At 64.1% G+C, this 25,757-nt stretch carries 23 protein-coding genes and 1 riboswitch; of the genes, 21 read left to right on the top strand and 2 right to left on the bottom strand.

What is annotated here, in order from left to right:
* Positions 1–342: 342 nt before the first annotated feature.
* The 13 genes from LKX83_RS27855 (at position 343) to glpK (ending at position 15,337) form a co-directional block, all read left to right on the top strand.
* The gene (locus LKX83_RS27855) at positions 343–1,635 is read left to right on the top strand and encodes a homocysteine synthase (RefSeq protein WP_227886113.1); all 1,293 of its coding nucleotides are present in this window, start codon (positions 343–345) and stop codon (positions 1,633–1,635) included.
* A gap of 118 nt (positions 1,636–1,753) precedes the next feature.
* Positions 1,754–1,948, top strand: a riboswitch (cobalamin riboswitch).
* A gap of 237 nt (positions 1,949–2,185) precedes the next feature.
* Positions 2,186–3,193 (top strand): ABC transporter substrate-binding protein, encoded by a 1,008-nt coding sequence (locus LKX83_RS27850; protein WP_227886112.1) that lies wholly within the window; start codon positions 2,186–2,188, stop codon positions 3,191–3,193.
* Between the two features lies 1 nt (position 3,194).
* Positions 3,195–4,235: a FecCD family ABC transporter permease gene (locus LKX83_RS27845; protein ID WP_227886111.1), complete on the top strand. Its 1,041-nt coding sequence runs from the start codon at positions 3,195–3,197 to the stop codon at positions 4,233–4,235.
* Positions 4,236–4,239: 4 nt separating this feature from the next.
* The gene (locus LKX83_RS27840; protein ID WP_227886110.1) at positions 4,240–5,058 is read left to right on the top strand and encodes an ABC transporter ATP-binding protein; all 819 of its coding nucleotides are present in this window, start codon (positions 4,240–4,242) and stop codon (positions 5,056–5,058) included.
* Positions 5,059–5,168: 110 nt separating this feature from the next.
* The gene (gene cobT / locus LKX83_RS27835) at positions 5,169–6,230 is read left to right on the top strand and encodes a nicotinate-nucleotide--dimethylbenzimidazole phosphoribosyltransferase (RefSeq protein ID WP_255654942.1); all 1,062 of its coding nucleotides are present in this window, start codon (positions 5,169–5,171) and stop codon (positions 6,228–6,230) included.
* Positions 6,231–6,394: 164 nt separating this feature from the next.
* Positions 6,395–6,964, top strand: coding sequence for a bifunctional adenosylcobinamide kinase/adenosylcobinamide-phosphate guanylyltransferase (gene cobU, locus LKX83_RS27830; RefSeq protein WP_227886108.1), 570 nt, complete (start codon positions 6,395–6,397; stop codon positions 6,962–6,964).
* Positions 6,961–7,941 carry an adenosylcobinamide-phosphate synthase CbiB gene (gene cbiB, locus LKX83_RS27825; RefSeq protein ID WP_227886107.1) on the top strand — a complete coding sequence of 327 codons (981 nt, stop codon included), beginning with the start codon at positions 6,961–6,963 and terminating at the stop codon, positions 7,939–7,941. The genes cobU and cbiB overlap by 4 nt, the downstream gene beginning before the upstream one ends.
* The gene (cobS, locus tag LKX83_RS27820) at positions 7,917–8,750 is read left to right on the top strand and encodes an adenosylcobinamide-GDP ribazoletransferase (RefSeq protein ID WP_227886106.1); all 834 of its coding nucleotides are present in this window, start codon (positions 7,917–7,919) and stop codon (positions 8,748–8,750) included. Before cbiB ends, cobS begins: the two co-directional genes overlap by 25 nt.
* A 618-nt stretch (positions 8,751–9,368) precedes the next feature.
* Positions 9,369–10,469, top strand: coding sequence for a threonine-phosphate decarboxylase CobD (gene cobD, locus LKX83_RS27815; RefSeq protein ID WP_227886105.1), 1,101 nt, complete (start codon positions 9,369–9,371; stop codon positions 10,467–10,469).
* A gap of 94 nt (positions 10,470–10,563) precedes the next feature.
* Positions 10,564–12,144, top strand: coding sequence for a cobyric acid synthase (locus tag LKX83_RS27810; RefSeq protein WP_227886104.1), 1,581 nt, complete (start codon positions 10,564–10,566; stop codon positions 12,142–12,144).
* On the top strand, positions 12,141–12,713 hold the full coding sequence (gene cobO / locus LKX83_RS27805) for a cob(I)yrinic acid a,c-diamide adenosyltransferase (RefSeq protein WP_227886103.1): 573 nt from the start codon (positions 12,141–12,143) through the stop codon (positions 12,711–12,713). Before LKX83_RS27810 ends, cobO begins: the two co-directional genes overlap by 4 nt.
* A gap of 144 nt (positions 12,714–12,857) precedes the next feature.
* Positions 12,858–13,799, top strand: coding sequence for a metallophosphoesterase family protein (locus tag LKX83_RS27800; protein WP_227886102.1), 942 nt, complete (start codon positions 12,858–12,860; stop codon positions 13,797–13,799).
* Between the two features lie 44 nt (positions 13,800–13,843).
* On the top strand, positions 13,844–15,337 hold the full coding sequence (gene glpK / locus LKX83_RS27795; protein WP_227886101.1) for a glycerol kinase GlpK: 1,494 nt from the start codon (positions 13,844–13,846) through the stop codon (positions 15,335–15,337).
* Positions 15,338–15,376: 39 nt separating this feature from the next.
* On the opposite strand, the gene LKX83_RS27790 is transcribed toward glpK, so the two are convergent.
* On the bottom strand, positions 15,377–15,574 hold the full coding sequence (locus tag LKX83_RS27790; RefSeq protein WP_227886100.1) for a hypothetical protein: 198 nt from the start codon (positions 15,572–15,574) through the stop codon (positions 15,377–15,379).
* 173 nt (positions 15,575–15,747) lie between these two features.
* On the opposite strand from LKX83_RS27790, the gene LKX83_RS27785 reads away from it, so the two are divergent.
* The 3 genes from LKX83_RS27785 (at position 15,748) to LKX83_RS27775 (ending at position 20,108) form a co-directional block, all read left to right on the top strand.
* Positions 15,748–16,218 (top strand): DUF1904 family protein, encoded by a 471-nt coding sequence (locus tag LKX83_RS27785; RefSeq protein ID WP_227886099.1) that lies wholly within the window; start codon positions 15,748–15,750, stop codon positions 16,216–16,218.
* A gap of 102 nt (positions 16,219–16,320) precedes the next feature.
* A complete protein-coding gene (locus tag LKX83_RS27780; RefSeq protein WP_227886098.1) occupies positions 16,321–16,587 on the top strand; it encodes a DUF1294 domain-containing protein in 267 nt (88 codons plus the stop codon).
* Between the two features lie 863 nt (positions 16,588–17,450).
* A complete protein-coding gene (locus tag LKX83_RS27775) occupies positions 17,451–20,108 on the top strand; it encodes an Ig-like domain-containing protein (protein ID WP_227886097.1) in 2,658 nt (885 codons plus the stop codon).
* 89 nt (positions 20,109–20,197) lie between these two features.
* Here the strand turns inward: LKX83_RS27775 and LKX83_RS27770 are convergent, their stop codons facing one another.
* On the bottom strand, positions 20,198–21,271 hold the full coding sequence (locus LKX83_RS27770; protein ID WP_227886096.1) for an LCP family protein: 1,074 nt from the start codon (positions 21,269–21,271) through the stop codon (positions 20,198–20,200).
* 224 nt (positions 21,272–21,495) lie between these two features.
* On the opposite strand from LKX83_RS27770, the gene LKX83_RS27765 reads away from it, so the two are divergent.
* The 5 genes from LKX83_RS27765 to LKX83_RS27745 all read left to right on the top strand — a co-directional run bounded on the left by LKX83_RS27765 (position 21,496) and on the right by LKX83_RS27745 (position 25,662).
* On the top strand, positions 21,496–21,837 hold the full coding sequence (locus LKX83_RS27765; RefSeq protein WP_227886095.1) for a Dabb family protein: 342 nt from the start codon (positions 21,496–21,498) through the stop codon (positions 21,835–21,837).
* Positions 21,834–22,595 carry an SDR family NAD(P)-dependent oxidoreductase gene (locus LKX83_RS27760; RefSeq protein WP_227886094.1) on the top strand — a complete coding sequence of 254 codons (762 nt, stop codon included), beginning with the start codon at positions 21,834–21,836 and terminating at the stop codon, positions 22,593–22,595. Before LKX83_RS27765 ends, LKX83_RS27760 begins: the two co-directional genes overlap by 4 nt.
* Before the next feature lie 371 nt (positions 22,596–22,966).
* Positions 22,967–24,040 (top strand): ABC transporter substrate-binding protein, encoded by a 1,074-nt coding sequence (locus tag LKX83_RS27755; RefSeq protein WP_227886093.1) that lies wholly within the window; start codon positions 22,967–22,969, stop codon positions 24,038–24,040.
* A 4-nt stretch (positions 24,041–24,044) separates the two neighbouring features.
* Positions 24,045–24,824 carry an ABC transporter ATP-binding protein gene (locus LKX83_RS27750; protein ID WP_227886092.1) on the top strand — a complete coding sequence of 260 codons (780 nt, stop codon included), beginning with the start codon at positions 24,045–24,047 and terminating at the stop codon, positions 24,822–24,824.
* On the top strand, positions 24,805–25,662 hold the full coding sequence (locus LKX83_RS27745; protein ID WP_227886091.1) for an ABC transporter permease: 858 nt from the start codon (positions 24,805–24,807) through the stop codon (positions 25,660–25,662). The genes LKX83_RS27750 and LKX83_RS27745 overlap by 20 nt, the downstream gene beginning before the upstream one ends.
* Positions 25,663–25,757: the final 95 nt, after the last annotated feature.

The following is a 25,757-nucleotide window of genomic DNA, read 5'->3' as shown; positions in this document are numbered from 1 at the left end:
GCCGCGTTAGAGCGACGATGTGCGGTAACAGGTTCCGTACATGGCGCCGCAGCCGCGTTAGAGCGACGATGTGCGGTAACAGGTTCCGTACATGGCGCCGAGGCCGCGTTAGAGCGACGATGTGCGGTAACAGGTTCCGTACATGGCGCCGCGTTCGCGTTAGAGCGATGTGTGGAAAATGTGAAGTAATATACAAGATGTCCATTTTGGCAAGATAGATAAATTTTATCGACATCCGACAAAGGAAGTGACAAAAAGGCAAGCTTACATGGAGGAATTAAGGGGTTAAGGCGCGAATGGGTAAGGAAACCAATCCTTATTCCAAATGGAGCGTGAATCCCTATGGCAAATGAACCTCAATATCAGCCGGAAACTCTCGCCGTCCACGCGGGTCAGTCGATCGATCCGGCGACCCAGTCGCGCGCGGTGCCGATTTACCAGACGACCTCCTACGGCTTCAAAGACGCCGAGCATGCGGCCAACCTGTTCGCCCTCAAGGAATTCGGCAACATCTACACGCGGATCATGAACCCGACGTCCGACGTGTTCGAGAACCGCATCGCCGCGCTCGAAGGCGGCGCAGCCGCACTCGCGACGTCCTCCGGGCAGGCCGCGATCACCTTCTCCCTGCTGAACATCGCGGGAGCGGGAGACGAGATCGTCTCGTCCTCCACGCTGTACGGCGGCACGTACAACCTGTTCTCGACGACGCTGCCCAAGCTCGGCCTGAACGTGAAGTTCGTCGACTCGTCGAATCCGGAAAACTTCCGCGCGGCGATCACGGACAAGACGAAGGCGCTGTTCGCCGAAACGATCGGCAACCCGAAGGGAGACGTCCTCGACATCGAGGCGGTCGCCAAAATCGCGCATGAGAACGGGATCCCGCTCATCGTCGACAATACCTTCCCGAGCTCGTTCCTGCTCCGTCCGATCGAGCACGGCGCGGACATCGTCGTCCACTCGGCGACGAAGTTCATCGGCGGTCACGGCACCGCGATCGGCGGCGTCATCGTCGACGGCGGCAAGTTCGACTGGGCGGCAAGCGGCAAGTTCCCGGGCCTCACGACGCCGGATCCGAGCTACCACGGCGTCGTTTACACCGAAGCGGTCGGCCCGATCGCCTATATCATCAAGGCGCGCGTGCAGCTGTTGCGCGACCTGGGTTCGTCCATCTCGCCGTTTAACTCGTTCCTGCTGCTTCAAGGGCTGGAGACGCTGCATTTGCGGATGGAGCGCCACAGCTCGAACGCGCTGGCCGTGGCCCAGTACCTCCAGGCGCACGATGCGGTCGAGAATGTCAGCTACGCCGGCCTTGAAGGACACCCGTCCTATGAGCTGGCGCGCAAGTACCTGCCGAAGGGGCAGGGCGCGATCCTTACGTTCGATATCAAGGGCGGCGTGGAAGCCGGCAAGAAGCTGATCGCCTCCGTCAAGCTGTTTTCGCATCTGGCGAACGTGGGCGACTCCAAGTCGCTCATCATCCATCCCGCGAGCACGACGCACCAGCAGCTGTCCGGGGAGCAGCAGCTCGCGAGCGGCGTAACGCCGGGCATGATCCGGCTGTCGGTCGGCACGGAATCGATCGTCGACATCCTCGCGGACCTCGAGCAAGCGATCTCGGCCAGTCAGCTATAAGAGTCGTTTGGAAAGGACCGGGCCTACGCCCGGTCTTTTTTAAAATGCAAACAAAGACTACCCATCGTCCCCCACTTAGGCTATAATGTCGAACAGCGATAGACGCTTGACCAATCGAATGAATTGACAGCCAGTAGGTGCCTGTCCGACGCAACGTCGGCCGGGTTAAAAGGGAAGCCGGTGCGAATCCGGCGCGGTCCCGCCACTGTAAATCGGGGACGACCTCAGCAGGCCACTGTTCCGCCAGGAATGGGAAGGCGAGGAAGTCGCAAGACCCGATAGCCAGGAGACCTGCCTATCTGCGCTTAGCCAACGAAATCCTTCGTGGAAAAGGATCGGCTTCATCAGGGTGACGCATGCCCGTTTCGGCGCGGGGAAATCTTCGGCTTTCCCGTTCCGTCCCGGCGCATCCTCGTTCTCCTGATCCGCTGACCCCCTTTTTCCGACCGGAAGAAGGGGGTCATCTTCGTTGCACGGCTTGCCCGGTTTGTCATTCCGATGCGTGAAGCGCTTCTCGCCATACTTTAGGCTCAAAGGGGAAGATGGAATCATGAAGCGTTATGTATGGGGACTTTTGCTTGCCGCGTTGCTCGCGGTCACATCCGCCTGCGGGGCGAAGAACGAGGCGCCGTCCGCATCCGGGACGGGGGCCTCAGCCAGTCCGTCCTCGACCGCCTCGGCATCGGCTTCCGCCGACGCAGGCGCGAACGACAAGCATACGGAGTACCCGATCACCGTAACGGACGCGACGGGCCAATCGTTCACGTTCGACAAGGCGCCCGAGCGGATCGTCTCGACGTCGCCGGCGGAGACGGAGATGCTGTTCGCGCTGGGGTTGAACGACCAGGTCGTCGGCGTCTCCGATTACGACAACTATCCGGCGGAAGCAACGACCAAGCCGAAGGTCGGCGGCGTGACCAAGCCGAACGAAGAAGCGATCGTCGGACTGACGCCGGAGCTGGTCATCACGGGCATCTCAATGAAGGAGGACGTCGTCGCCAAGTTCCGCGAGCTCAAGCTGAGCGTGTACAAGACGAACGCGAAAACGCTGGACGACGTCATGAACGGCATACTGCAGATCGGCCTCATCACCGACCGCCAGGCGCAAGCCGAAGCGCTGGTCGATTCGATGAAGGCGGACGTGCAGAAGGTGAAGGACGCGGTCGGCGGTCTTAAGCCGGAGGAGAAAAAGAAAGTCTACGTTGAATTCTCCCCGGGCTGGACGGTCGGCAAAGGCGAGTTCATGGACGAGATCATTACGCTCGCTGGCGGCGAGAACGTCGCCGGAGATACCGAAGGCTGGAACCAGATCAACGAAGAGACGATCGTGCAGCGCAATCCGGACGTCATCCTTTTCACCCAAGGCGTGAAGGACGACAAGTCCGGAAAGACGCTTGAAGAGCTCATCCGCGGGCGCAGCGGCTGGGATCAAATCCAGGCGATCAAGGACAATCGGGTCATCGGGCTCGACCAAGACCTGCTGTCCCGTCCGGGTCCTCGCCTGACCCAAGGGTTGCTGGCCGTAGCCAAGGCGATTTACCCCGACCTGGTATCCTGACGTGCGACGCAAAGTGCTGATATGGGGGGGAGCGAGCTTCGCGCTCCTCCTCCTGTCCGCCGTCGTCAGCCTGTCTCTGGGCTCGGCGCGCCTGCCGCTCGCCGACGTCTGGGGCATTCTGCTGCATCGGCTGCCGGGACTGTCGGAGGCGATCCGGCCCGACTGGCCGAGCGCATCCGAGCAGATCATTCTGAAAATCCGCTTGCCCCGCATCGTGCTCGCTATACTCACCGGCGCATGCTTGTCGCTGGCGGGGGCTGGTTTTCAGGGCGTACTGCGCAATCCGCTGGCCGATCCGTATACGCTCGGCGTGGCGTCCGGGTCCGCCGTCGGCGCCGCTTTTCTCATTTTGACCGGTCTCAGCTTCGGCCCTCTCTACGCGCAGTGGACGATTCCGATCGTGGCGTTCGGCACCGGACTGCTCAGCCTCGCGCTCGTGCTTCGTCTGGCAAGGGTGCAGGGCCGCATCCGGATGGAGACGCTTCTGCTCGCAGGCGTCGTGCTTCAAGCTTTTCTGGGCTCCATGGTGTCGTTCATGGTGTCGATGTCGGACAAGGTCATCAACGAGATCGTGTTCTGGATGCTGGGCAGCTTGGCACTCAGGGGCTGGTCGTTCTCGGCCGTTCTCGTTCCGTATTTAGCCGTCGGGCTCGTCGTGCTGCTGAGCTATGCCCGCTCGCTCAATCTGTTCGCGCTTGGGGAGCGTCAGGCTGCTCATCTCGGCATCCGGGTCGAGCGCACCAAGCTGATCGTGCTCGTCGTGAGCACGCTGATGACGGCGGCGGCCGTCTCCATCGTCGGGATCATCGGCTTCGTCGGGCTCGTCGTGCCGCATTTGGTCCGCCTGCTGGCCGGTCCCGACTACCGGCTGCTGCTGCCGCTGTCGGCGCTGCTCGGCGGCGCGTATATGCTGTGGGCGGACACGCTCGCGCGGACGCTGCTCAGTCCGACGGAGATTCCGATCGGCGTCGTGACGGCGTTTCTCGGGGCGCCGTTCTTTGCATACCTGCTGCGCAGGAACAAGCATGGAGCGAGGGGGTGAGGCGATGATCGAGGTACGGTGCGTAGATAAAAGCTACGGGGACGCCAAAGTGCTGAGCGGGATCGACTTTCGAGTGCGGGAAGGCGCGTTTTTCGGCATTCTCGGCCCGAACGGCAGCGGGAAGTCGACGCTCCTGAAGCTCCTCTCCGGCATCGAGCGGGCGGATCGGGGCGTGGTTCGGCTCGGCGGCCCGGATGGCGAGGCGCGACCGGTCGGCGGCTACAGCCGGAAGGAGCTGGCCAGGTGGCTCGCGGTGCTGGAGCAGGAGGCGCTGCCGCCGGTCGGCTTCACGGTGCGCGAGGTCGTGGAGATGGGGCGGTTTCCGTTTCAAAACTGGCTCGGCGAAGAAAAAGAGGACGCGGGGAGGCACCTCGACGCGATCGTCGCCAGGCTGGGACTGGAGCCGCTCGCGGAGCGGCCGATCGATCAGCTGAGCGGCGGGGAAAGGCAGCGCGTCGCGCTGGCGAAGGCGATGGCTCAGCAGCCCCGGCTGCTATTGCTGGACGAGCCGACGACGTATTTGGACATCGGCCGGCAGATTCAGCTGATGGACCGGATCCGCGAGTGGCAGCGCGAAGCCCGGCTCACGGTGGTGGCCGTGCTGCACGACCTGAACCTGGCGGCGCTCTACTGCGATCGGCTGCTGCTGCTGCATCGGGGACGCGTCGTGGGCGTCGGCTCTCCGCTTGAGATGCTTACCGAGGACCGGATCGCCGAGATCTACGGCATCGAGCCCCTCGTCACGCCGCATCCGGCGCTCGGGGTGCCGCAGGTGCTGCTTCAACCGAACGCGGAGGAAGAGAAGAGGAGGGAATCGCATTGACGATCGGGGATCAGCATCGTCCGGAGGAACAAGGGCTCGGCGCCGAGCCGAACATCGCAGCGTCGCCGGATGCGTCGACCGGTGCGGCGCCAGGACAGGCGCCGCCCGCGCTGCCGCCGGGACGCAAGCTCGAGGCGGCGGTCCGCGCGATATGCGGGCTGAACGAAGCCGCCATGCACGAAGCCGCAGCCCGGCTGGATCAGCTGACCAAGCCGCCTGGTAGCCTGGGAAGCCTGGAGACGCTCGCGATCCGGCTCGCAGGTATCACGGGGGTGCCCGTGCCCGTGGCGCCGCTGCGCAAGGCGGTCGTCGTCATGGCCGGCGACCACGGCGTCTGCGAGGAGGGCGTGAGCGCCTTCCCGCAGGAGGTCACGCCGCAGATGGTGCTGAATTTCCTCGGCGGCGGCGCGGCGATCAACGTGCTGGCCCGCCAGACGGGCGCCGAAGTCGTCTGCGTCGACATCGGCGTGAAGGGGGAGCTGGCGCACGAGCGGCTGCTCGCCAGGCGCGTGCGGAGCGGGACGGCCAATATCGCGCAGGGACCGGCGATGACCCGGGAAGAGGCCGTCCGGGCGCTGGAGACGGGCATCGGCGTCGTCGAGGAGCTGTGCGGGCAGGGCTACGGGCTGCTCGCGACCGGGGAGATGGGCATCGGCAATACGACGCCGAGCGCCGCGCTGCTCGCCGTGTGGGGCGGCTTGGAGGCGCGAGAGGTCGTCGGCCGCGGCACGGGAATCGACGACGCGGGCCTTGCGCGCAAGCGGGAAGCCATCGTGCGGGCGATCGCCGTCAACCGGCCGAATGCGGACGATCCGCTGGACGTGCTGAGCAAGCTCGGCGGCCTCGAAATCGCGGGCTTGGCCGGCGTCATCATCGGTGCCGCCTCGCGGAGATGCCCCGTCATCGTCGACGGCTTCATCTCCGCCGTTGCCGCCATCGCGGCGGCCAAGCTGGCGCCGGGCGTGGAGCCTTATTTGATCGCGTCCCACCTGTCGGAGGAGCGCGGTCACGGGCTTGCGCTGCGCGAGCTGGGTTTGTCGCCGATGCTGCATCTGGGCATGCGGCTCGGCGAAGGGACGGGCGCGGCGCTTGTTTTTCCGCTGCTCGACGCCGCGGGCAGCGTGCTGCGCGAGATGGCTACGTTCGACAGCGCCGGCGTGTCGAAGGGATAAACGAAGCAGGGAAGGCGTGCGGTTCAGGTGAGCTTGCGCCGGAGAATGGCACGAACGGACAAAGATCCTGGGCATGCACGAGGTCAAAAGAGTCGGAGGACCCGGAATATCGAGAGATTCGGAGACCGGGGGATCAATCGCGTTCGGGAGGAGGAATTCGGAAGATGATCGTTCTGGTGACAGGGGGCGCGCGCAGCGGCAAGAGCGCGTTCGCCGAGAGGTATGCGGCGCTGCATGGCCGGGAGGGCGTGTACGTGGCGACGTCGGAGGCGCTCGACGAAGAGATGGCGCGGCGGATCGCCCTGCATCGCGCGCAGCGCGAACGGTCCGGATTCGCGTGGCGGACGGTTGAGGAACCGCTGGATCTGGCGGGGACGCTGCTGCGCCTCCGCGAGAAGCCCGTTGTGCTCGTCGATTGCCTAACGCTTTGGTTGTCCAACCACTTGCTGCGGGAGGAAGGTCAAGCGGACGCCGAGGCGCGGATCGAAGAGCGCATGCAGACGCTCGCGGAAGCGCTGGGCGGCATGAAAGGCTGCGTCATCCTGGTGACGAACGAAGTGGGCGACGGCGTCGTGCCGGCTTATCCGCTCGGCCGCGTCTACCGGGATCTGGCGGGCGTGCTGAACCGCCAGATCGCGGCCGTCAGCGACGAGGTGTTCCTCGTCACGGCGGGCATCCCTGTGGAGCTGAAGCGGCTCGCGTTCGCATGGCCGGGGGCGGGAGCGTCGCCGTGATCTTTTTTTCGGTTCAGGAGATCCTGCTCGCCGGGGTCCTCGCAATCGCAACAGATTGGCTGGTCGGCGATCCCCGCTGGCTGCCGCATCCCGTCGTTTGGATTGGAAAGCTCATTTCCCGGCTCGAGCGGGTGCTGCGCCGTCCTGGCGAGTCTCGCGCGGCCAGCCGGACGAAGGGCATTCTGCTGACGGTCGCCGTGACCGCAGCTTCCGGCGTCCTATGCTGGGGCGCGTGCGCGGTTGCCGCCTGGATGCATCCATGGCTGGGCATCGCCGCGAACGCGTGGTTCATCTCGACCACGCTGGCCGTCCGCGGGTTGAAGGAGGCGGCGATGGCCGTGTATCGTCCGCTGATCCGAGGCGATCTCTCGGAAGCGCGGGAGAAGGTCGGCTGGATCGTCGGCCGGGACACGGAGCACCTGGACGAGCCGGAAGTCGCGAGAGCGGCCGTCGAGACGGTGGCCGAAAATACCGTGGACGCCTTCGTGGCGCCGTTGGCGTTCGCCCTGCTGGGCGGAGCGCCGCTCGCGATGCTCTACCGGGCTGCCAATACGCTCGATTCGATGGTCGGCTACCGCAACGAGCGTTACCGGGATTTCGGCTGGGCGTCGGCGAGGTTCGACGACGTGCTGAATTACTTGCCGGCGCGGGCGACGGGCGTGCTGCTGACGATCGTCGCAGCGGCGCTGCGGCCGGCATCGGCCTCGCGGGCATGGCGGGCCGTCAGGACTTTCGCCCGGCTGCATCCGAGCCCGAACAGCGGCATCCCCGAGTCGGCCGTGGCCGGCGCGCTGGGCATCGAGCTTGGCGGAACGAACCGCTACGGAGGCATCGTCAGCGAGCGGGCGCGGCTCGGCTGGCCGCTGCGCGCCATCGCGCCAGGCGACATCCGGCTGGCCGTGCGGCTGCTGTACGGCGTCAGCTACATTTTGGCGGGAGGATTGATCGTCGCATGTTGGTTTGGGTGGAATCGCTAGTCGCCGCTTTGCAGTTTTTGACGCGGCTGCCGGTACCGTCGCCGGGGGGACAGACTTCCGAGCGAGAGTTCCGCCGCAGCGTCGTCTTTTTCCCGGCGGCGGGGCTCGTCATCGGGCTCGGGACGGCCGGGATCGGCGCGCTGCTGCGGTGGGGGCTGCCGCCTTGGCCGGCCGCCGTCCTGCTCGCGGCCGTCTGGATCGGCTGGTCGGGCGCGCTGCATCTGGACGGCCTGATGGACACGGCCGACGGGCTGCTCAGCCACCGGTCGCGAGAGCGGATGCTCGAAATCATGAAGGACAGCCGCGTCGGCGCCATGGGCGTCCTGGCCGGCTCGCTGTCCGTGCTGCTTCGCGTTGCCCTGCTGGCGTCGCTGCTGCAGGACGGGGGAACCGCCTGGCTTCTGGGAGCGCTCGCGCTGATCCCGGCGTGGAGCCGGGCGTTCCTCCCCGCGGCGATCGCCGGCTGGCCTTATGCCCGCGCGGCGGGCGGCGGGCTCGGCGGGCTGTTCCGCGGCGTGAGCGCGCGGCATGCGGCAGCGGCCTTCGCGGTCGCGACGGCGCTCAGCGCGGCCATACTGGCGGTGCTGGCGGCCTGGGCGCCGGCCGGCGCGGGCCTGCCGCTGGGCTGGGCGCAAGCCGCGCTGGCGTATGGCGTCGCCGCCGGCTTCACATATGCGGCGGGCTCGCTGCTCGCCGCGGCGATCGCGCGCAAGCTGGGCGGCCTGACCGGCGACGTCTACGGCGCGATCAACGAGCTGCTAGAGCTAGGGCTGCTGCTCCTGCTCGTGGCGGTGCTGTACCACTATTGAGGCGTGGACAGACGGGTGACGGGGAGATCGTCGGAAAATCAAAGATCGTGTCTGGGATGGCCCAGCCCGTAGAAAAGTTACTCGGAATATCCGATTAACTCACCCAACAGGGTGCCGCCAGCAGAATAGTTACTCGGAATAACCGATTAACTCGCCCGAAAGGGTGCGGCCAGCAGGTAAGTTACTCGGAAAAACCGACTAACTCGCACAAGAGGGTGCCACCAGCAGGAAAGTTACTCGGAAAAACCGACTAACTCACCCAACAGGGTGCCGCCAGCAGGAAAGTTACTCGGAAAAAGCGACTAACTCGCCCGAAAGGGTGCCGCCAGCAGAATAGTTACTCGGAATAACCGATTAACTCGCCCGAAAGGGAGCCACCAGCAGGTAAGTTACTCGGAAAAACCGACTAACTCGTCCAAGAGGGTGCGGCCAGCAGGTAAGTTACTCGGAAAAAGCGACTAACTCACCCAACAGGGTGCCACCAGCAGGTAAGTTACTCGGAAAAACCGACTAACTCGCCCCGCCCCTTCCGATGAGATCGTCCCAACTTTTGACCATCCCGCCCCACACACATCGAAATGGTCCTAAGGACAATTAGCAAGACGAGGAGGAGACCGCATGCTGGAAGTGTACGGACACGGCGGAGATTGGATTACGGCGGAGGAGACGTACGGCCGTCCGGCGGACGGATGGCTCGACTACAGCGCGAATATGAACCCGTGGGGGCCGCCGCCGGCGGTGGAGCAGGCGATCTTGGGCGGCTGGCGGGACATCGCCCGTTACCCCGACCCGGCGGTGCGCGGACTGCGGCGGAAGCTCGCCGGCGCGTACGGCGTCCCGGAGGGGAGCATCATCGTCGGCAACGGCGCCGCGGAGCTGATCGATCTCGCCGTGCGCGGACTGCAGCCCTCGTCGGCCGGGCTCGCGCAGCCCGCCTTTACGGAGTACGGCGACGCGCTCCGCAAAGCCGGCGTTCCGGTCCGCGAGGTGCGGCTGCGCGCGGAGAACGGATTTCTCCCCGGCGACGACGATCTCGCCGCGCTCGTCCCCCCGGCGCAGGACGGGTGCGTCTTCCTTGGCCACCCGAACAATCCGACCGGCCGTCTGCTGCCCCGCTCCGCGATCGCCCGGCTCAGGGAGACCGGCCGCACGCTGCTATTGGACGAAGCGTTCATGGACTTCGTGCCGGACGAGGAGGATCATTCCTGGCTGCGCGAAGCCGCCACCTCGCGGCAACTCGTCGTGTTCCGCTCGATGACGAAGTTTTACGCCATCCCCGGCATCCGGCTCGGCTTCCTCGTGTCGCACCCGTCCCTCGTCGCCGAACTCGCCGCGCTCCAGCCGCCTTGGAGCGTCAACTTCCTCGCCCAGCGCATCGGCGAGGCCGTCCTGGAGGAGCGGGCGTACGCCGAGCGGACCCGCGCTTGGCTCCAGGCCGAGCGTCCCTGGCTGATTCGCGGGCTGCAGAAGCTGGGTCTCGACGTCGTGCCGGGCGACGTCAACTATCTGCTCGTCTCGCTGCCTCCCTCGGCCGGCTTCGACGTCAAGCGCCTGCAGGCGCTGCTCGCCCGGCGAGGCATTCTGATCCGCGACGCTTCGCTGTTCCCGGGTCTCGACGCCCGCTACTTCCACATCGCGGTCCGGCTGCGCGAGGAGAACGAGCGGCTTCTGCGCGAGCTGGGCGAAGTGCTGACCCAAGAAGGTCGCGCCCTCGATTAAGGCGCGCACGTTCCGTCATTCCCCCAACACACCTCCTCGGCCGCCGGGATTCCCTTCCGCCCCGCCGGCCGCAGCGGATGAAGGAGAGAACCTTATGCCACAAGCAGCTACGATCATGCTTCAAGGCACTTCCTCGGACGTGGGCAAAAGCGTTCTCGCCGCCGCCCTGTGCCGCATTTTGAAGCAGGACGGGTACCGGGTCGCGCCGTTTAAGTCGCAGAACATGTCCAACAACGCCTACGTCACGCCCGACGGCAAGGAAATCGGCCGCGCGCAGGGCATGCAGGCCGATTCGTGCGGCATTCCGGCCACGACCGACATGAACCCGATTCTCCTGAAGCCGACCCGAGAGATGACCTCGCAGGTCGTCGTGCACGGCAAACCGTACCGGGATCTGGATGCGCGCGCGTACCGCGAGCAATATTTGCCGATCGCCGCCGTCCTCGTGCAGGAGGCGCTGGCGCGGCTTCGCTCCGCCTATGACGTGATCGTCATCGAAGGGGCGGGCAGCCCGGCGGAGATCAACCTGAAGGATCGGGATATCGTCAATATGCGGCTGGCAAGCTGGGCGGACGCACCCGTCCTGCTCGTCGCCGACATCGACCGCGGCGGCGTGTTCGCGGCGATCGTCGGGACGCTCGAGCTGCTGGAGCCGGAGGAGCGGGCTCGGGTCAAAGGCATCGTCATCAACAAATTCAGGGGTGACGTGTCGCTTCTGCGGCCGGGCCTCGACTGGCTGGAAGCCCGCACGGGGATTCCCGTCGTCGGCGTGGTGCCGTTCCTGCCGGATCTCGGGCTGGAGGATGAGGACTCCGCTTCGCTCGACGCCAAGAGGCGAGCGTCCGGCACCCCCTCCGAGACGTCCGGGAAGGCGACGCACCGGCGACTCGATATTGCGGTGCTCCGTTACCCCCGGATCGCGAACTTCACCGACGCGGACCCGCTCGCTGCGGAGCCGGACGTGCGGCTGCGCTACGTGACGAGCGCGTCGGAATGGGGAGAGCCCGACGCGGTGCTGCTGCCCGGCAGCAAAAACACGGCGGAGGATCTCGCGTTTCTGCGCGAAACCGGGCTGGAGGCGCGGCTGCTGTCCTACGCGGAGCGGGGCGGCAGCGTCGTCGGCATTTGCGGCGGTTACCAGATGCTCGGCCGCCGGCTGCTCGATCCGGACGCCGTCGAGTCGCCGCGGCGCGAGACGGCGGGGCTGGGTTTGCTGCCGACGGAGACGACGTTCACGGCGGATAAGTATACCGAGCGGGTCATCGGGTCCGCGTCTGGGCGTCCGTTCGGCGGCGAGGACGTTTGGCCCGTCGCCGGCTACGTGATTCATATGGGGCGGACGACGATCGCGACCGGCGAAGCGGCCGCGCGGCCGCTGCAGCTGCGCTCCGAACGCGAGGCCGCAACGGAGGGGCAAATGCGCCTGGATGGAGCCGAGACGGCGAACGGACGCGTATGGGGCACGTACGTGCACGATATTTTCCGCAATGACGGGCTGCGGCGCGCCTGGCTCGACGGCCTGCGCGCCCGCAAAGGGCTGCCGCCCGGCGATGCCGCGACGGCCTACACCGAACAGCGGGAGCAGGCCTTTGACCGGCTGGCTGACCATGTGCGGCGGCATCTGGATATGGCGCTGCTCGAACACTTCATTCGACAAGGAGGAGGTACCCGATGACGAATGCGGGAACGAACGGTCAAACGAAACCGAGCAAGGAGCGGGGACTCGTCCTTGTCTATACCGGCGACGGAAAAGGCAAAACGACCGCGGCGATGGGGCTGGCGCTGCGAGCAACGGGACGGGGCCAGAAGGTGCTCGTCATTCAATTCATCAAGTCCCCCCAGCGGTCGTACGGGGAGCAGATCGCGCTCGAGAAGCTCGGCGTCGAAATCGTTCAGACGGGCATCGGCTTCACCTGGCTCAAGACGCCGGAGGAGCATCGGGCTTCGCTGAAGGAAGCCTGGGCTTTCGCCAAGTCCCGCATCCTGAATGGGCAGGAGAATTTGATCATCCTCGACGAGATCAACAATGCGCTCGCCATCGATCGTTTTCCGATCGACGATGTCCTGCCGCTGGCCGAGGTGCTGGAGGTCATCCGGACGCGGCCGCAAGGCATGCATTTGCTCCTGACGGGCCGCGGCGCGCATCCAGACATCGTCGCAGAGGCCGATCTCGTGACGGAGATGCAGCCGGTCAAGCATTACTACGACGAAGGCGTCCCGGCGGTCATGGGGATCGAGATGTGACGCGAGCGCGTTTTCCCGCACGCCGCCGAAACCCCATAGGGCGATCGGCGGCGTTTTTTTTGCCGGCTGCTCCGGAAAAAGGGTGGTTTGCGGCCGGTCGCGGCGCTATGATAGGGAGTGACGAAAACGAGAGAGGAGACGGGCATGGAGACGAAGCTGCGCTTCGGAGAGGACGGCACATTCAAGATCGTGCAATTCACGGATCTCCACTGGCAGAACGGGGAAAAGGAAGACCGGCGGACACGCGCGCTTATCGAGCGGGTGATGGCTGCGGAGCGGCCGGACCTCGTCGTGTTCACCGGCGATCTGATCTACAGCCTCGATTGCCGCGATCCGAAGCAGTCGCTGCTGGAAGCGGTTGCGCCCGTCGAACGGTCGGGTACGCCTTGGGCGGCGGTCTTTGGCAACCACGACAGCGAGGCGTCCGTCTCGCGCGCGGAGCTGATGGATGCGCTGATGTCGCAGCGGCACTGTCTCGCCTCGCCAGGTCCGAAGGCCGTTCACGGCATCGGCAACTACGCGCTGACCGTCGCGGACCGCGACGGCGTCCCCCGCGCCGCGATCTATTGCCTGGACAGCGGCAGCTACTCCGAAGACCCCGGGATTTCGGGCTACGACTGGATCCGCGCGGATCAGATCGAATGGTACCGGATGCAGTCGCAGCGACTCGGCAAGGGGGCGAAGGACGGAGCGCTGCCGGCGCTCGCCTTTTTCCACATTCCGCTGCCCGAATATGCGGACGTGTGGCGGACCGAGGTTTGCTACGGTCATCGCTATGAAGGCATCGCCTGCCCGAAGTTCAACTCGGGGATGTTCGCCGCGATGAAGGAACGGGGGGACGTGATGGGCACCTTTTGCGGCCACGACCATATCAACGACTTCGAAGGGACGCTGGACGGCATCCGGCTCTGCTACGGACGGGCGTCCGGCTATCATACGTACGGCAGATGGCTGTTCTCGCGCGGCGCACGCGTCATCCGGCTGCGGCAGGGCGAGCGGCGCTTCGAGACGTGGCTGCGGCTGGCGAACGGACTCGCGGTCCGCCACCCTCTGCCGCACAAGCCCCGGAATCCCAGGCTCGGCTAGCGGCTGAACGAACCAGGAAAACGACGATCGAGGAGGCGGACGGCATGGAGCGGTATATGATGGCACTGGATCAAGGCACGACGAGTACGAGAGCGATTCTGTTCGACCGGACGGGGCGGATCGTGCACGCGGCGCAGCGCGAGTTCCCGCAATACTTCCCGAAGCCGGGCTGGGTCGAACACAACGCGAACGAGATCTGGGCGTCCGCGCTGGCGGTCATCGCGACCGTCCTGTCGGAGGCGAGCGTGCAGCCCGAGCAGATCGCCGGGATCGGCATCACCAACCAACGGGAGACGGCGGTCGTCTGGGATCGGGAAACCGGCATCCCCGTCTACCAGGCGATCGTCTGGCAGTCCCGTCAGACGGCGGACATCTGCGAGCAGCTGAAGAGAGACGGCCATGAGCCGGCGTTTCGGCGCAAGACGGGACTGCTGATCGACCCGTACTTCTCGGGAACGAAAGTCAAATGGATTCTCGACCATGTCGAAGGGGCGCGGGAAAAAGCCGAGCAGGGCAAGCTGATGTTCGGCACGATCGATACGTGGCTCGTCTGGCGGCTCACGGGACGCCGGACGCACGTGACGGACTATACGAACGCCTCGCGAACGCTGATGTACAACATTCACGAGCTGCGGTGGGACGAGGAGCTGCTCGACCTCCTCGGCGTCCCGGCGTCGATGCTGCCGGAGGTCCGATCCTCGTCGGAGGTATACGGCCATACGGACAAGCGCCATTTTTTCGGCCACGAGGTCCCGATCGCCGGCATCGCGGGAGACCAGCAGGCGGCGCTGTTCGGACAGGCGTGCTTCGAGCCGGGCATGGCCAAAAATACATACGGCACCGGCTGCTTCATGCTGTTGAATACGGGGGCGGAGGCCGTCTCGTCGGCGCACGGGCTGCTCACCACGATCGCATGGGGCATAGACGGTCAGGTCGCTTATGCGCTTGAAGGCAGCATCTTCGTCGCCGGCTCGGCGATCCAGTGGCTGCGCGACGGGCTGCGGATGTTCGGCGACGCCCGGGAGAGCGAGCGGTACGCGGAGCGGGTCGCGTCGACCGAGGGCGTCTACGTCGTGCCGGCGTTCGTCGGCTTAGGCACGCCTTATTGGGACAGCGAAGTTCGCGGCGCCGTCTTCGGACTGACCCGCGGCACGACGAAGGAGCACTTCATCCGCGCGACGCTCGAGTCGCTCGCTTATCAGACCAAGGACGTGCTGGACGCGATGGAGCGCGACTCGGGCATCGCGATCAAGACGCTGCGGGTCGACGGCGGCGCGGTCCGCAACGACCTGCTCATGCAATTCCAAAGCGACATCCTGGGCGTGCCGGTGGACCGGCCGGAAGTGAACGAAACGACGGCGCTCGGAGCGGCGTATTTGGCGGGTCTCGCCGTGGGTTACTGGGAAAGCCGGGAGGAAATCGCGGAGCTGTGGCGGAAGGAAGCGGCCTTCGCCCCTTCGATGGGGGAGGAAGAACGGGACCGCCTGTATGCGGGCTGGCAGACGGCCGTTCAAGCCGCGATGGCTTTCAAGCCCTGAGCGTCCCATCTGCGAAAGGTAATCGTTCCGGCGCGCCGATTAGGCCGCAGCCGGCAAAAAAACAGCGCCATCGCTTGTGCCCTTGGAGCGGCATTGCGAACGGCGCTGTTCGGCTTTTCGATTCGGCACGACCTGCGTGATCGGTTTGCGCTGCCAGGCGCCCCGTCCGATCTCGGGGTTCAGCTTGCCTTCCCGCTCGGATTTGCGGCGGGCTTTCTTGGCGTTGGACATTCCCATTGGGAATACACCTCCTTGGATTTCTTCTCCGATCTTACCGCAGAAAGCCGCCTTCGCGCAACGCCGCGTTGCGCAATCGGGCTGCGTTGCGGGATCGAGGCTTTGCAGGCGGGCGCGTTTGCCTGCATAATGGGGAGAGCGAAAACTTGTTCAAGACGAAGGAGATTGTACGAATGCCGCACTTGTTGTTCCGAGGAGTGACGCCGGAGCAGATCCGGGCCGTGAGCGGACCGCTCGCGGACGAGCTGGCCGAGATTTGCGAGTGCCCGGCGGACGAGATGATGTTGGAATGCCTGCATACGACCGCCTGGAGTGGCGGAGAAGTCGTCCCCTCCTTTCCGTTCGTCGAGGTCGCCTGGTTCGACCGCGGTCCGGAGAAGCGGGGGCGCTTTGCCCGCGCCGTTGATCGCCATCTGCGCGGCTTGGGGATTCCCGAGCTGGAGGTGGCTTTCCGGACGTATCGTCCGGCGGCCTATTACGCGAACGGAGAGGCGTTCGGGGATGACGCCGCCGAGACGGAGTTGGCCGAGCTCCGCGCGGAGAACGCCAAGCTCAAGGAGGAGCTGCAGCGCGCGCGCAAGGCGGCTGCCGGCGCAGCCGTGTCGGGGATGTCGAGCCGCCTGCGGGACGCGCTGCGGGAGTAGAGGCGACGGCAGGGCTGCTTGCCGCGCGAACGGCCGAGACCGTCTTCGTTCGGCTCGCTCGGAACGGAATGAGGAGAAAACCGCGCGAGGGGAGGAGAAAGCTTGCGGTACCTGTTTTTCTATCTGGTCGCGATCAACGTGATCGCTTTTTTCATGATGGGATACGATAAGACGCAGGCGATGCACAGGGAGCGGAGGGTGCCCGAGAAGCGGCTGTTCGCGGTGGCCGCGATCGGGGGCGCGTTCGGCATGCTGATGGGGATGCGAGTCTTCCGGCACAAAACCAAGCATCGCTCGTTCACGGCCGGGGTGCCGGCGCTGCTGGCGCTGAACGTGATCCTTGTGCTGGTCTACTGGGGCAACAGCTGATCGTTTCGCCGCAAGAGAGTGGCAGGAGAGCGGCAGGAGAGCGGCAACGCCAGATGATGGAAGCCGGGCCGCTAAGTCCGTCGTTTTACCAAACTTACGGACAAACAATAGGGCTTGATCCGAGGAGATGCCGGGTCAGCAGTCGGGAAGGCAGCACTGGGCGAAAAGTCCGGAGCTGCCTTCGTTATATTATCGCTCCATGCTATCGGAGGTTTGACTGAAACGGTCGGTCAATCTATTCGATTTTCGGATGCCGGACAGAGGTGGCGGTGCGGCTTGCGTTGGTTGCTTTACGGGAGAGGCGGATTGCGGAAGATCGTGTGAGGTGCCGAATGTGGAAACTGTAACCCGATTTTTCATGTTACGCAAGCCGCAGGCACCGATTGCGAGCTGTGAGCCGAATTTCGAGTTACGCGGGGCCGCAGGTGCCGAAAGCGGACGGTAACCCGAATATATCGGACTACGCGGGGCCGCAGCCGGCGATTGCAGCCTGCAACCCGAATATTTTCGGGTTACGCTGAGCCGCAGGCACCGGATGTATCCCCCCGCTGCATAAGCATCTTTCTTGCCTCATCCCTCTTCTTTTTTTGGCTGGTTTTGGCGTCCCGCCCGTCTGTCGATCGACACCATTCCCCCCAGCGTCCGATCGTTCGCCTCCAAGATCCCGGTCCGTCCGCCGCAACCGCCGCGGGCGCTTGTCGGATCGCCTCCGTTCTTCGCGAAAAAAAACGCCGAAAGGGTCAAGCTGCTGCCTGTCCCGCAGCGAAACCTTCCGCGACGATCGCGCGTCATAGATTACACCGCGGGGCCGAAGCGCCCGCGAATTGGCGGATGACCGCCATCGACCGAGGAGGAACGACAGGATGAATAGGCTACGCAAATTGCTGCTAGCGTTGCTGATCGTGACGCTGGCCATGCCGGTCTTCGCGGCTTCGGCCGAGTCGCTCACGACCGAGCAGAAGTTCGAGGTGCTGCGCGACAAAGGTATTTTCACGGGCTTCGACGACGGGAGCGCGCGCCTGCAGGAGGCAATGTCGCGGGAGCAGTTCGCGGCCGTCTTGTTTCGGCTGTGGCAATTGAAGGAGGAGCGGCCGGCCAAAGCCAGCTTCTATGACGTGCTCAAGACGCGTTGGTCGTACGAAGAGATCGAGGCCGTCCGCAAGGCGGGGCTCATGCAGGGCGTCGGCAACGGCAAGTTCGCGCCCGCCTCGCCCGTAACCGTGGAGCAGCTCGCGGCCATTCTCGTGCGGGCCTACGGCTATACGGATGCCGGTACGACGCGCGTGGACGGCAAAGTATCCGCCTGGGCACGCAGCGCGGTCGCCATCGCGCTCGATCGGCAGATCGTCTCGGCCCGGAGCGACTACACGGTGAAGGCGACGCGCGCCTTGCTCGTCGACGCCGCCTATGCCGTTTATCGGCAGATGAACTTTGAGAAAATCTCGGTGAAGTCGGTGCAGCCGACCTCGAACAACGTCGTCCAGGTTGTCCTGAACCAGGCGATCAAGACCGTCGATCCCGTTCGCTTTGCGGTGAAGGACGATCAAGGCCGATCCGTCTCCATCCGCCAAGTGAGTCTGAGCGCGGACGGCAAAACGATCTGGGTGACGACCGATCCCCAGCTCGCCTATGTCTCCCACAGGCTGTTTATCGACGGAGACAGCTGGCGGTATTCCGCGCTGCCGGAAGATTCGACGAAGCCGCAGCTCGTCTCTTTTTCGGCGCTCCCGAACCGGGTGCTGCAGCTCGTCTTCTCGGAGCCGGTCGAAGCGGGATCCGCGACCGACGTCCGCAACTATGGCTTTATCGGCGACGGCCTGCAGCTGTCCAACCTGAAGCAGTCGAATGACCGCAAGACGGTCACGATGACGACGTCCCGCCAGCGCGATGGGTACACGTACCGCTTCGTCGTGCAGAACGTGCGCGATCTCGCCGGGAATGCGATGGACACCCGCAGCGACCTGATCTTCAAAGGCGTCGACGACAACACGAAGCCGACGGTTCAGTCCGTCGCCGGGCTGAACGGGAACGCAATCCGGGTCGTCTTCAGCGAAAAGGTGAACGTCCAACAAGCGACGGACATCCGCAACTACAGCCTGAACAACGGGCTCTACGTGCAGCGCGCCGCCATCGACAACGACGGGCGGACGGTAACGCTGTGGACGAACGAGCAGCGCGACGGGCAGAAGTATCGCATCACGATCCGGGACATCGCGGATCTGGCGGGGAACGTGATGGATACCCGCAGCAACGTGGAATTCACCGCCGTGAACGATCAGACGAAGCCGACCGTAAAGTCCGTGAAGGCGAACCGCGACGGGACGGTCACCGTCGTCTTCAGCGAAAAGGTCAATCCGCAGGAAGCGGCGAACACGGCCAACTACAGCGTGGATCACGGTCTTGGCATCACGCGCGCCATCCTCGCGTCGGACGGCCTGACCGTCACGCTGACCACGACGCAGCAGCAGGATGGAACGCTATACCGCCTTACGGTTTCGGGCATCTCCGACCTTGCCGGCAACCGGATGGACCGGCAGACGGATCTGCTGTTCGGAGGCGTAGTCGACCGTACGCCGCCTACCATCTCCAAGGTGGCTGCATCCAAGAATCAGGTCGTCCTGACCTTCAGCGAGCGGCTTGACCGAGACTCGGCAAGCGACGCGCGAAACTACCAGTTCGACGGCGGTCTCGGCCAGCCCGTCGCCGTCAGCTATGACGACGCGAACCTGACCGTGACGCTGACGACGGCCGCGCAGGCATCGGGCCAGTCGTACGCGCTGACGATCAACAACGTCAAAGATCTCAGCGGGCTCGCGATCGCCGCGAACACCCGCGTCACCTTCCCCGGCAACGGCGAAGGACCGGGGAGCGCGATCTCGCTTCAATCGCTCTCGGTCGTCGATCAGAACACCGTTCTCGTCTCCTTCAACAGACGCCTGTTTGACGAAGACGTCGCCGCCCTGAACCTCGCGATCGTGTCGGATAACGGGGGGAGCCTCTCCGGCGGCGATTGGCGCGATTACGTCCAGCGCAAGCCGGGGACGGACAACGCAGTAACCGTGCAGTTCCGCACGGGGGCGAACGCCAATCCGGCCTTGTTCCTGGCGGGGCACGTCTATGAAGGCCGCGCGACCGGCATCAAAGGCTTGAATACGGCGAACGAGGCGAACCGCAAACCGTTCGCGGGCACGGACAACGCCAATCCGATCCCCTTCGCCCGCAGCGCCGCCGCCCTGGACGACAAGACCGTGAAGATCACGTTCAGCGAGCCGGTACGCGGCGTCTCGTCGTCGGCATTCCGCATCCTGCGGGAAGACGGCTCAACGCTCGAGATCGCGGGCGAGTCCGTACAGGACACGCGCAAGATCGTGGCCGAGGTGCAGCTCACCCTGAAGGAGAAGCTCGATCCCGAAGGCACGTACCGGGTCCAGTTCCGGGACGGTATCACGGACGCGGCGGGCTGGAACAAGATCAAGACGGAGGAAGACGGCAAGCCCTATACGCTGACGTTCAGAGGATAATCGCATCGCGGATTCCCGTCGCTACAGGAAAGGGACTGCAGCCGGTTCGATCATCGACCGGGCTGCAGTCCCTTTTGCATGATGAGGATTCAATTGGATTTGTCCGGATCCGGCGACGGATCGACGCCGACCACGTCCGCCAGCTTCAAGTCTCTGGCCGGCGCCGACATCCCGACGATCGACCGCAGATTTTCCAGCGCGAGCTTGAGGTCGTCTTCCTTGACGTAAATGAAGGGGCTCTCCCAGCGGCTCTCGAGCGGAATCATCTCGATCGTATTCGGCTTCACTTTGTTGAAGCCGAGGATCCACTGGCGCATTTCGGATTCCGGAATGTCGGTCTTGACGTTGTCGCCGAGCAGATCGAGCACCTTGCCCCACTGCGTCATGCCCTGGAAGCTGGCGAGCTGGTCGACCAGCTCGCGAAGCACCTGCTGCTGACGGGCGTTGCGGGCGATATCGGACGACTCCTGCGTGCCTTGGTTGGACTTGCGGTAACGGACGAAGTCGAGCACTTGCTTGCCGTTCAGGTGCTGAAGCCCCTTCTTCAAGTTAATGTCGGTGCCGTCCGCGCTATCGCGGTAGCGCATATTCATATCGACGTCGATGTCGAGTCCGCCAACGGCGTCGACCAGCTGGCGCATGCCGTCGAAGTTGATCAGCACCATGTAGTCGATCGGAAAGTCGAACAGCTCGCTGTAGAACGCCCGCGTCTCGGATAGCGCGGAGTCTTTGTTTTTGTTGTAGAAGTACGCATAGTAGTAGTTGGCCTTGTGCGCGGCGAGCGTCTTCGGCTTGAGCTGCAGATCGCGCGGCAGCGAGACGAGGCTGGCGGCGTGCGTGCTCGGATTGATGCTGCCTAGCATGAGCACGTCGGTGTTGAGCGTGCCGCCGCTGCCGTCGCGATGATCGATGCCGGCCAGCAGAAACGTGTGCGGGCGGTACTCGTCTCCTTTGACGGCCTTGGTGTTCACCTCCTGGGTGGCGGAAGGAGCGGAGGGCGTAGGCGAAGCTGCGGGTTCGTGGCTGGCCATCTTGCCGATGGCGGTGTCCGCCTTATAGTAGAGGTAACCGGCATAGCCGCCGACGACCAGAATGAGTGCTCCAAGGGTGATCGACGCACTGATGAGGGTTTTGCGAAGCCATTTTTTCTTGGGGTCAGTCATGGAATCCTCCGGATCGTAAGAGAAATAGGGAAAACATTTCCTAACATATTGTAAGCGAAGCGGCGTGGAAGCAAAAGAAAGAAAATCCACAGAATTTGACGATTATGAGGCCATTCGAGTTGCAAAAGGGCAGAATTGTTTATCTCCAGGGGACCGAGATATGCTAAAATAGCTAACAAACGACGAACAAACGCACCTGTGTGCCAGAAAGGTAGGAAGCTCACATGACGCTGCCCAACGCCCAGACGATCCGACATATGGTCGTATTCGACCTGAAGCATCCCCGCGAATCGGCCGCCGCCCGGCAATTTCTCGAGGACGGTCGGCGTATGCTTACCTCCATTCCGACGGTTCGAAACTTCGGAGCCTACGATCAAATCAGCGCGAAGAACGATTACGCGTACGGATTCTCGATGGACTTCGCGAGCCAGGCTGACTACGACGCCTACAACGACCATCCCGCGCACATGCAATTCGTTCGGGAACGGTGGGAGACCGAGGTGACGCGGTTCCTCGAGATCGACTTCCGCCTGCCGACGGATCCGAAGGGAGAGGACCAACAATGAAGATCGATCTCTCCGGGCGCACGGCGCTCGTCACCGGTTCGACGGGCCAGCTGGGCCGGGTCATGGCGCGGACGCTCGCGCAGTGCGGCGCCGATCTCGTTCTGCATTACAAGGGAAACGAAGCGAAGGCGAACGAGCTGCGCGAGGAGATCCGCGCGCTCGGACGCGAAGCGGTCACGGCGCAGGCCGACGTGACGAGCCTCGACTCCGTCCAAGCGATGCAGGCTCGGGTCGCCGCCGAACGCGGCCCCGTAGATATTGTAGTCGCGAACGCCGTCGTACAATACCAATGGACGACCATCCTGGAACAGCCGGTCTCCGACTACGTCAGCCAGTTCGAATCCTGCGTCCTCCAGAGCGTCCATTTGGGCAAGGCTTTCGTCCCGGACATGATCGCGCGCGGCCGCGGCCGGATGATCGGGATCAACACGGAATGCGTCATGCAGAACTTCCCCACGCAGTCCGCCTATGTCGCGGGCAAGCGGGGGATGGACGGCATCTACCGCATCTTGGCCAAAGAAGTCGGCGAGCACCAGATCACGGTCAACCAGGTGGCGCCGGGCTGGACGATCAGCGATCGGGACCGGGAGAACGCCACCGAGCGCAACGAAGGCTATGAGCGTTCCGTGCCGCTGAAGCGCCGGGGCACCGACCAAGAGATCGCGAACGTCGTCGCCTTCCTCGCCTCGGACTTGGCCAGCTTCATCACCGGCGCCTATATCCCCGTCAGCGGCGGCAACGTCATGCCCGCCATCTGACGCGCCGGGTTCGTCCGGCGGCGGATCGCCGTCAGCTAATGTTACCTCATCCGTACGTAGGAAGGAGCCTTCGGGCTCCTTTTTGCCGTGCCGCCAAACGAATTCGACGTCGGCTCAGCCGCGCGGGCCGGAAAAGCGGCAGCGTTTCCGGAAGAAGAAGGGGGAGCAGGGAGGGAGACCGGGCGATATTGCGCGATAGCTGCCGTCTGGTGGCAGATACGGGCGAGCCGGGCGAGATTTTTTGGCCGGATTACGACGATCCCGCTGGCAAATGGGCGGCTTTCTGCATATGTAACCATAGACGGATGTCTAAGCAGCCTGCACATACCGTCGAAACCAAGCCATCACCCAGGCAGGAAGAGGGAGAAAAAATGGGGAAAACAAAGGCCGTAGCCTTGATGCTGTTGTCGATCGCCCTCGTCTTGGCGGCCGCCGCCTGCGGCGGAAGCGGCAAGGGGGATTCGCCGTCGCCCTCCGCGTCGCCGTCCGCCTCCGCCGAGTCCTCGCCGTCGCCATCTGCCGGTTCGGCCGGGACCGTCACCGTCAAGTTTTCCGAAGTTATCCGTTCGATCTTCTACGCTCCGCACTATATTGCCATCTCCAAGGGGTTCTTCGAGGAGCAGGGCCTCAAGATCGACATGAATACGGCCCAGGGCTCGGATAAGGGCGCGGCCGCATTGATCGCGGGCACGGCGGACATCTCGCTCGTCGGACCGGAAACCGCCATCTATATCCACAATCAGAAGGGCGCCAAGACGCTGAAGATCTTCGCCCAGCTGACCGTCACGGACGGCTCGTTCCTGCTGTCCCGGAACAAGCTGGACGCGTTCAAATGGAGCGACCTCGAAGGCAAGACCGTCATCGGCTGGCGGCCGGGCAGCTCGCCGCAGATGGTGATGAACTCCATGCTCCAGAAGGAGAAAGTGCAGGGCGTAAACGTCGTCACCAACATCGCCTCCACCGCGATGACCGGCGCGTTCGCCAGCGGGCAGGGCGACTTTATTCAGCTGTTCGAGCCCGTCGCTTCGACGCTGGTCAAGGAAGGCAAAGCGTATTACGCCGCCTCGCTCGGCGAGTCGTTCGGCCCGTTCCCGGAAACGTCGTATGTGGCGACCTCCGACTATATCGCCAAGCATCCCGACGTCGTCGCGAAGTTCGCCAAGGCCGTCCACGAAGGCGCGGCCTGGCTGGAGACCGCCTCCGAGGCGGACATCGTAGCGGCGCTCAAGCCGTTCTTCGACGGCACGCCGGAGGATATGATCGCCCAGTCGGTGGCGAACTACAAAAAGCAAGGAACGTGGTCGGCCGATCAGGTGCTGACGCCGGAGCAATTCGAGACGCTGCAGAACGTCTTGATCGAGAACGGCACGCTCAAGGCCGAGGAGAAGATCGCGAAGCTCGAGGACGTCGCGGATCTGACCTTCGTTCTTCCGAAAGGGAACTAAGACGATGGCCCAGATCGAGATGCGGGACGTGAGCCTGAGCTACTTCACCCCCAGGCAGGAGACGGAGGCGCTGCGCGGCATCTCGCTGTCGATCGACAACGGGGAGTTCATCAGCATCGTGGGTCCGAGCGGCTGCGGCAAGAGCACGCTGCTCTCCCTCATCTCCGGGATGCTGAAACCGACGTCGGGCCGGGTGCTGATCGACGGGCGGGAGGTAGCCGGCACCTCCCCCCAAGTCGGCTACATGCTGCAGCACGACCATCTGTTCGAATGGCGGGACGTGTTGAGCAACGTTCTCGTGGGCGCGCAGATCCGCAAGATGGATCGCAGGGAGGCGGATCGCAAGGCGCTCGCGCTGCTCGAGCGCTACGGCCTCGGCGGGTTCGCGCGCCATAGTCCGTCCCAGCTCTCGGGCGGCATGCGGCAGCGGGTGGCGCTGATCCGCACGCTCGTGACCGAGCCGGACATCCTTCTGCTCGATGAGCCGTTCTCCGCGCTGGATTACCAGACGCGTCTCCAGTTGGCCGACGAGGTGCACGGGATCATCAAGGATCAGGGGAAGACGGCGGTGCTCGTTACGCATGACATCTCCGAAGCGATTACGATGGCGGACCGAGTCATGGTCATGTCGCGCCGTCCGAGCACGATCTCGGCCGTCCACGACATCCGCTTCGGGGAAGGAGTGATCGGTTCGCCGTGGGCGAAACGGGAGGCCGCCCCGTACCGCCAATATTTCAGCACCATCTGGAAGGAGTTGCAGGCGCATGCCGGTTCAGCCGTTTAGACACTCCGCTCCAGCTCCCCAACCGGCCCCGGCAACGGGGCCTTCTCCGCTATACCGACGTTATCTAGCGGCGCAGCGGCGCCGGCGGACCTGGATTTGGCTAAGCCGTTTCGCGGTGCTCGCCGCTTTTTTACTGCTGTGGGAAATCGCGGCCGGCCGAGGGTGGATCGACTCGATGCTGACCAGCAAGCCGTCGCTGCTTTGGTCGTCCTTTCGCGAGATGCTCCTCGAAGGCAAGCTGCTAAAGCACACGTGGACGACGACGCTCGAGACGCTTGTCGGCATCGTTGTCTCCATGGCGCTCGGCACCGTCATCGCGGTCGTCTTCTGGTGGTCGACGTTCGCTTCGAAGGTACTCGAGCCGTATGTCGTCGTGCTGAACGCGCTGCCCAAGGTGGCGCTAGGACCGATTTTCTACATTTGGTTGGGGGACCGCTACTCGATCTACGGCATGGCGGTCGCGATCTCCGTCATCGTCACGATCATGATGGTGGAGAACGGCTTCAGGGAGATCGGGCGCTCCAAGTTGAAGCTGATGGAGTCGTTCGGCGCGACGCGCACGCAGATGCTGACGATGGTCATCCTGCCGGCGAGCATCCCGAACTGGATCGCGACATTAAAAGTAAACGTCGGCCTGACGCTCGTCGGGGTCATCATGGGCGAGTTTCTGTCTTCCAAGGCGGGGCTCGGCTATCTGATCATCTACGGTGGCCAGGTGTTCCAGATGAACATGGTCATGGTGAGCATTGCGATCCTCGCGCTTCTGTCCATCGCGCTGTACGGTCTTGTGAACCTGCTCGGCGCGTGGCTGAAGCGCAAAAACCACTTCGAAGGATAATCGCTTCGCCGGTTCCGCCGCACCCGCAGGTCTAATCCGGTCTCCCGCACATAGATTAAAGCGTTGAAGCCGTGCAGGCGCCGGATGGGAGGAGA

The sequence above is a fragment of the Cohnella baijiui genome, assembly GCF_020731285.1.
Lineage (GTDB): Bacteria > Bacillota > Bacilli > Paenibacillales > Paenibacillaceae > Cohnella.
The sequence above is the reverse complement of the archived record's forward strand: the minus strand, read 5'-3'. Positions and strand labels throughout refer to the sequence as shown.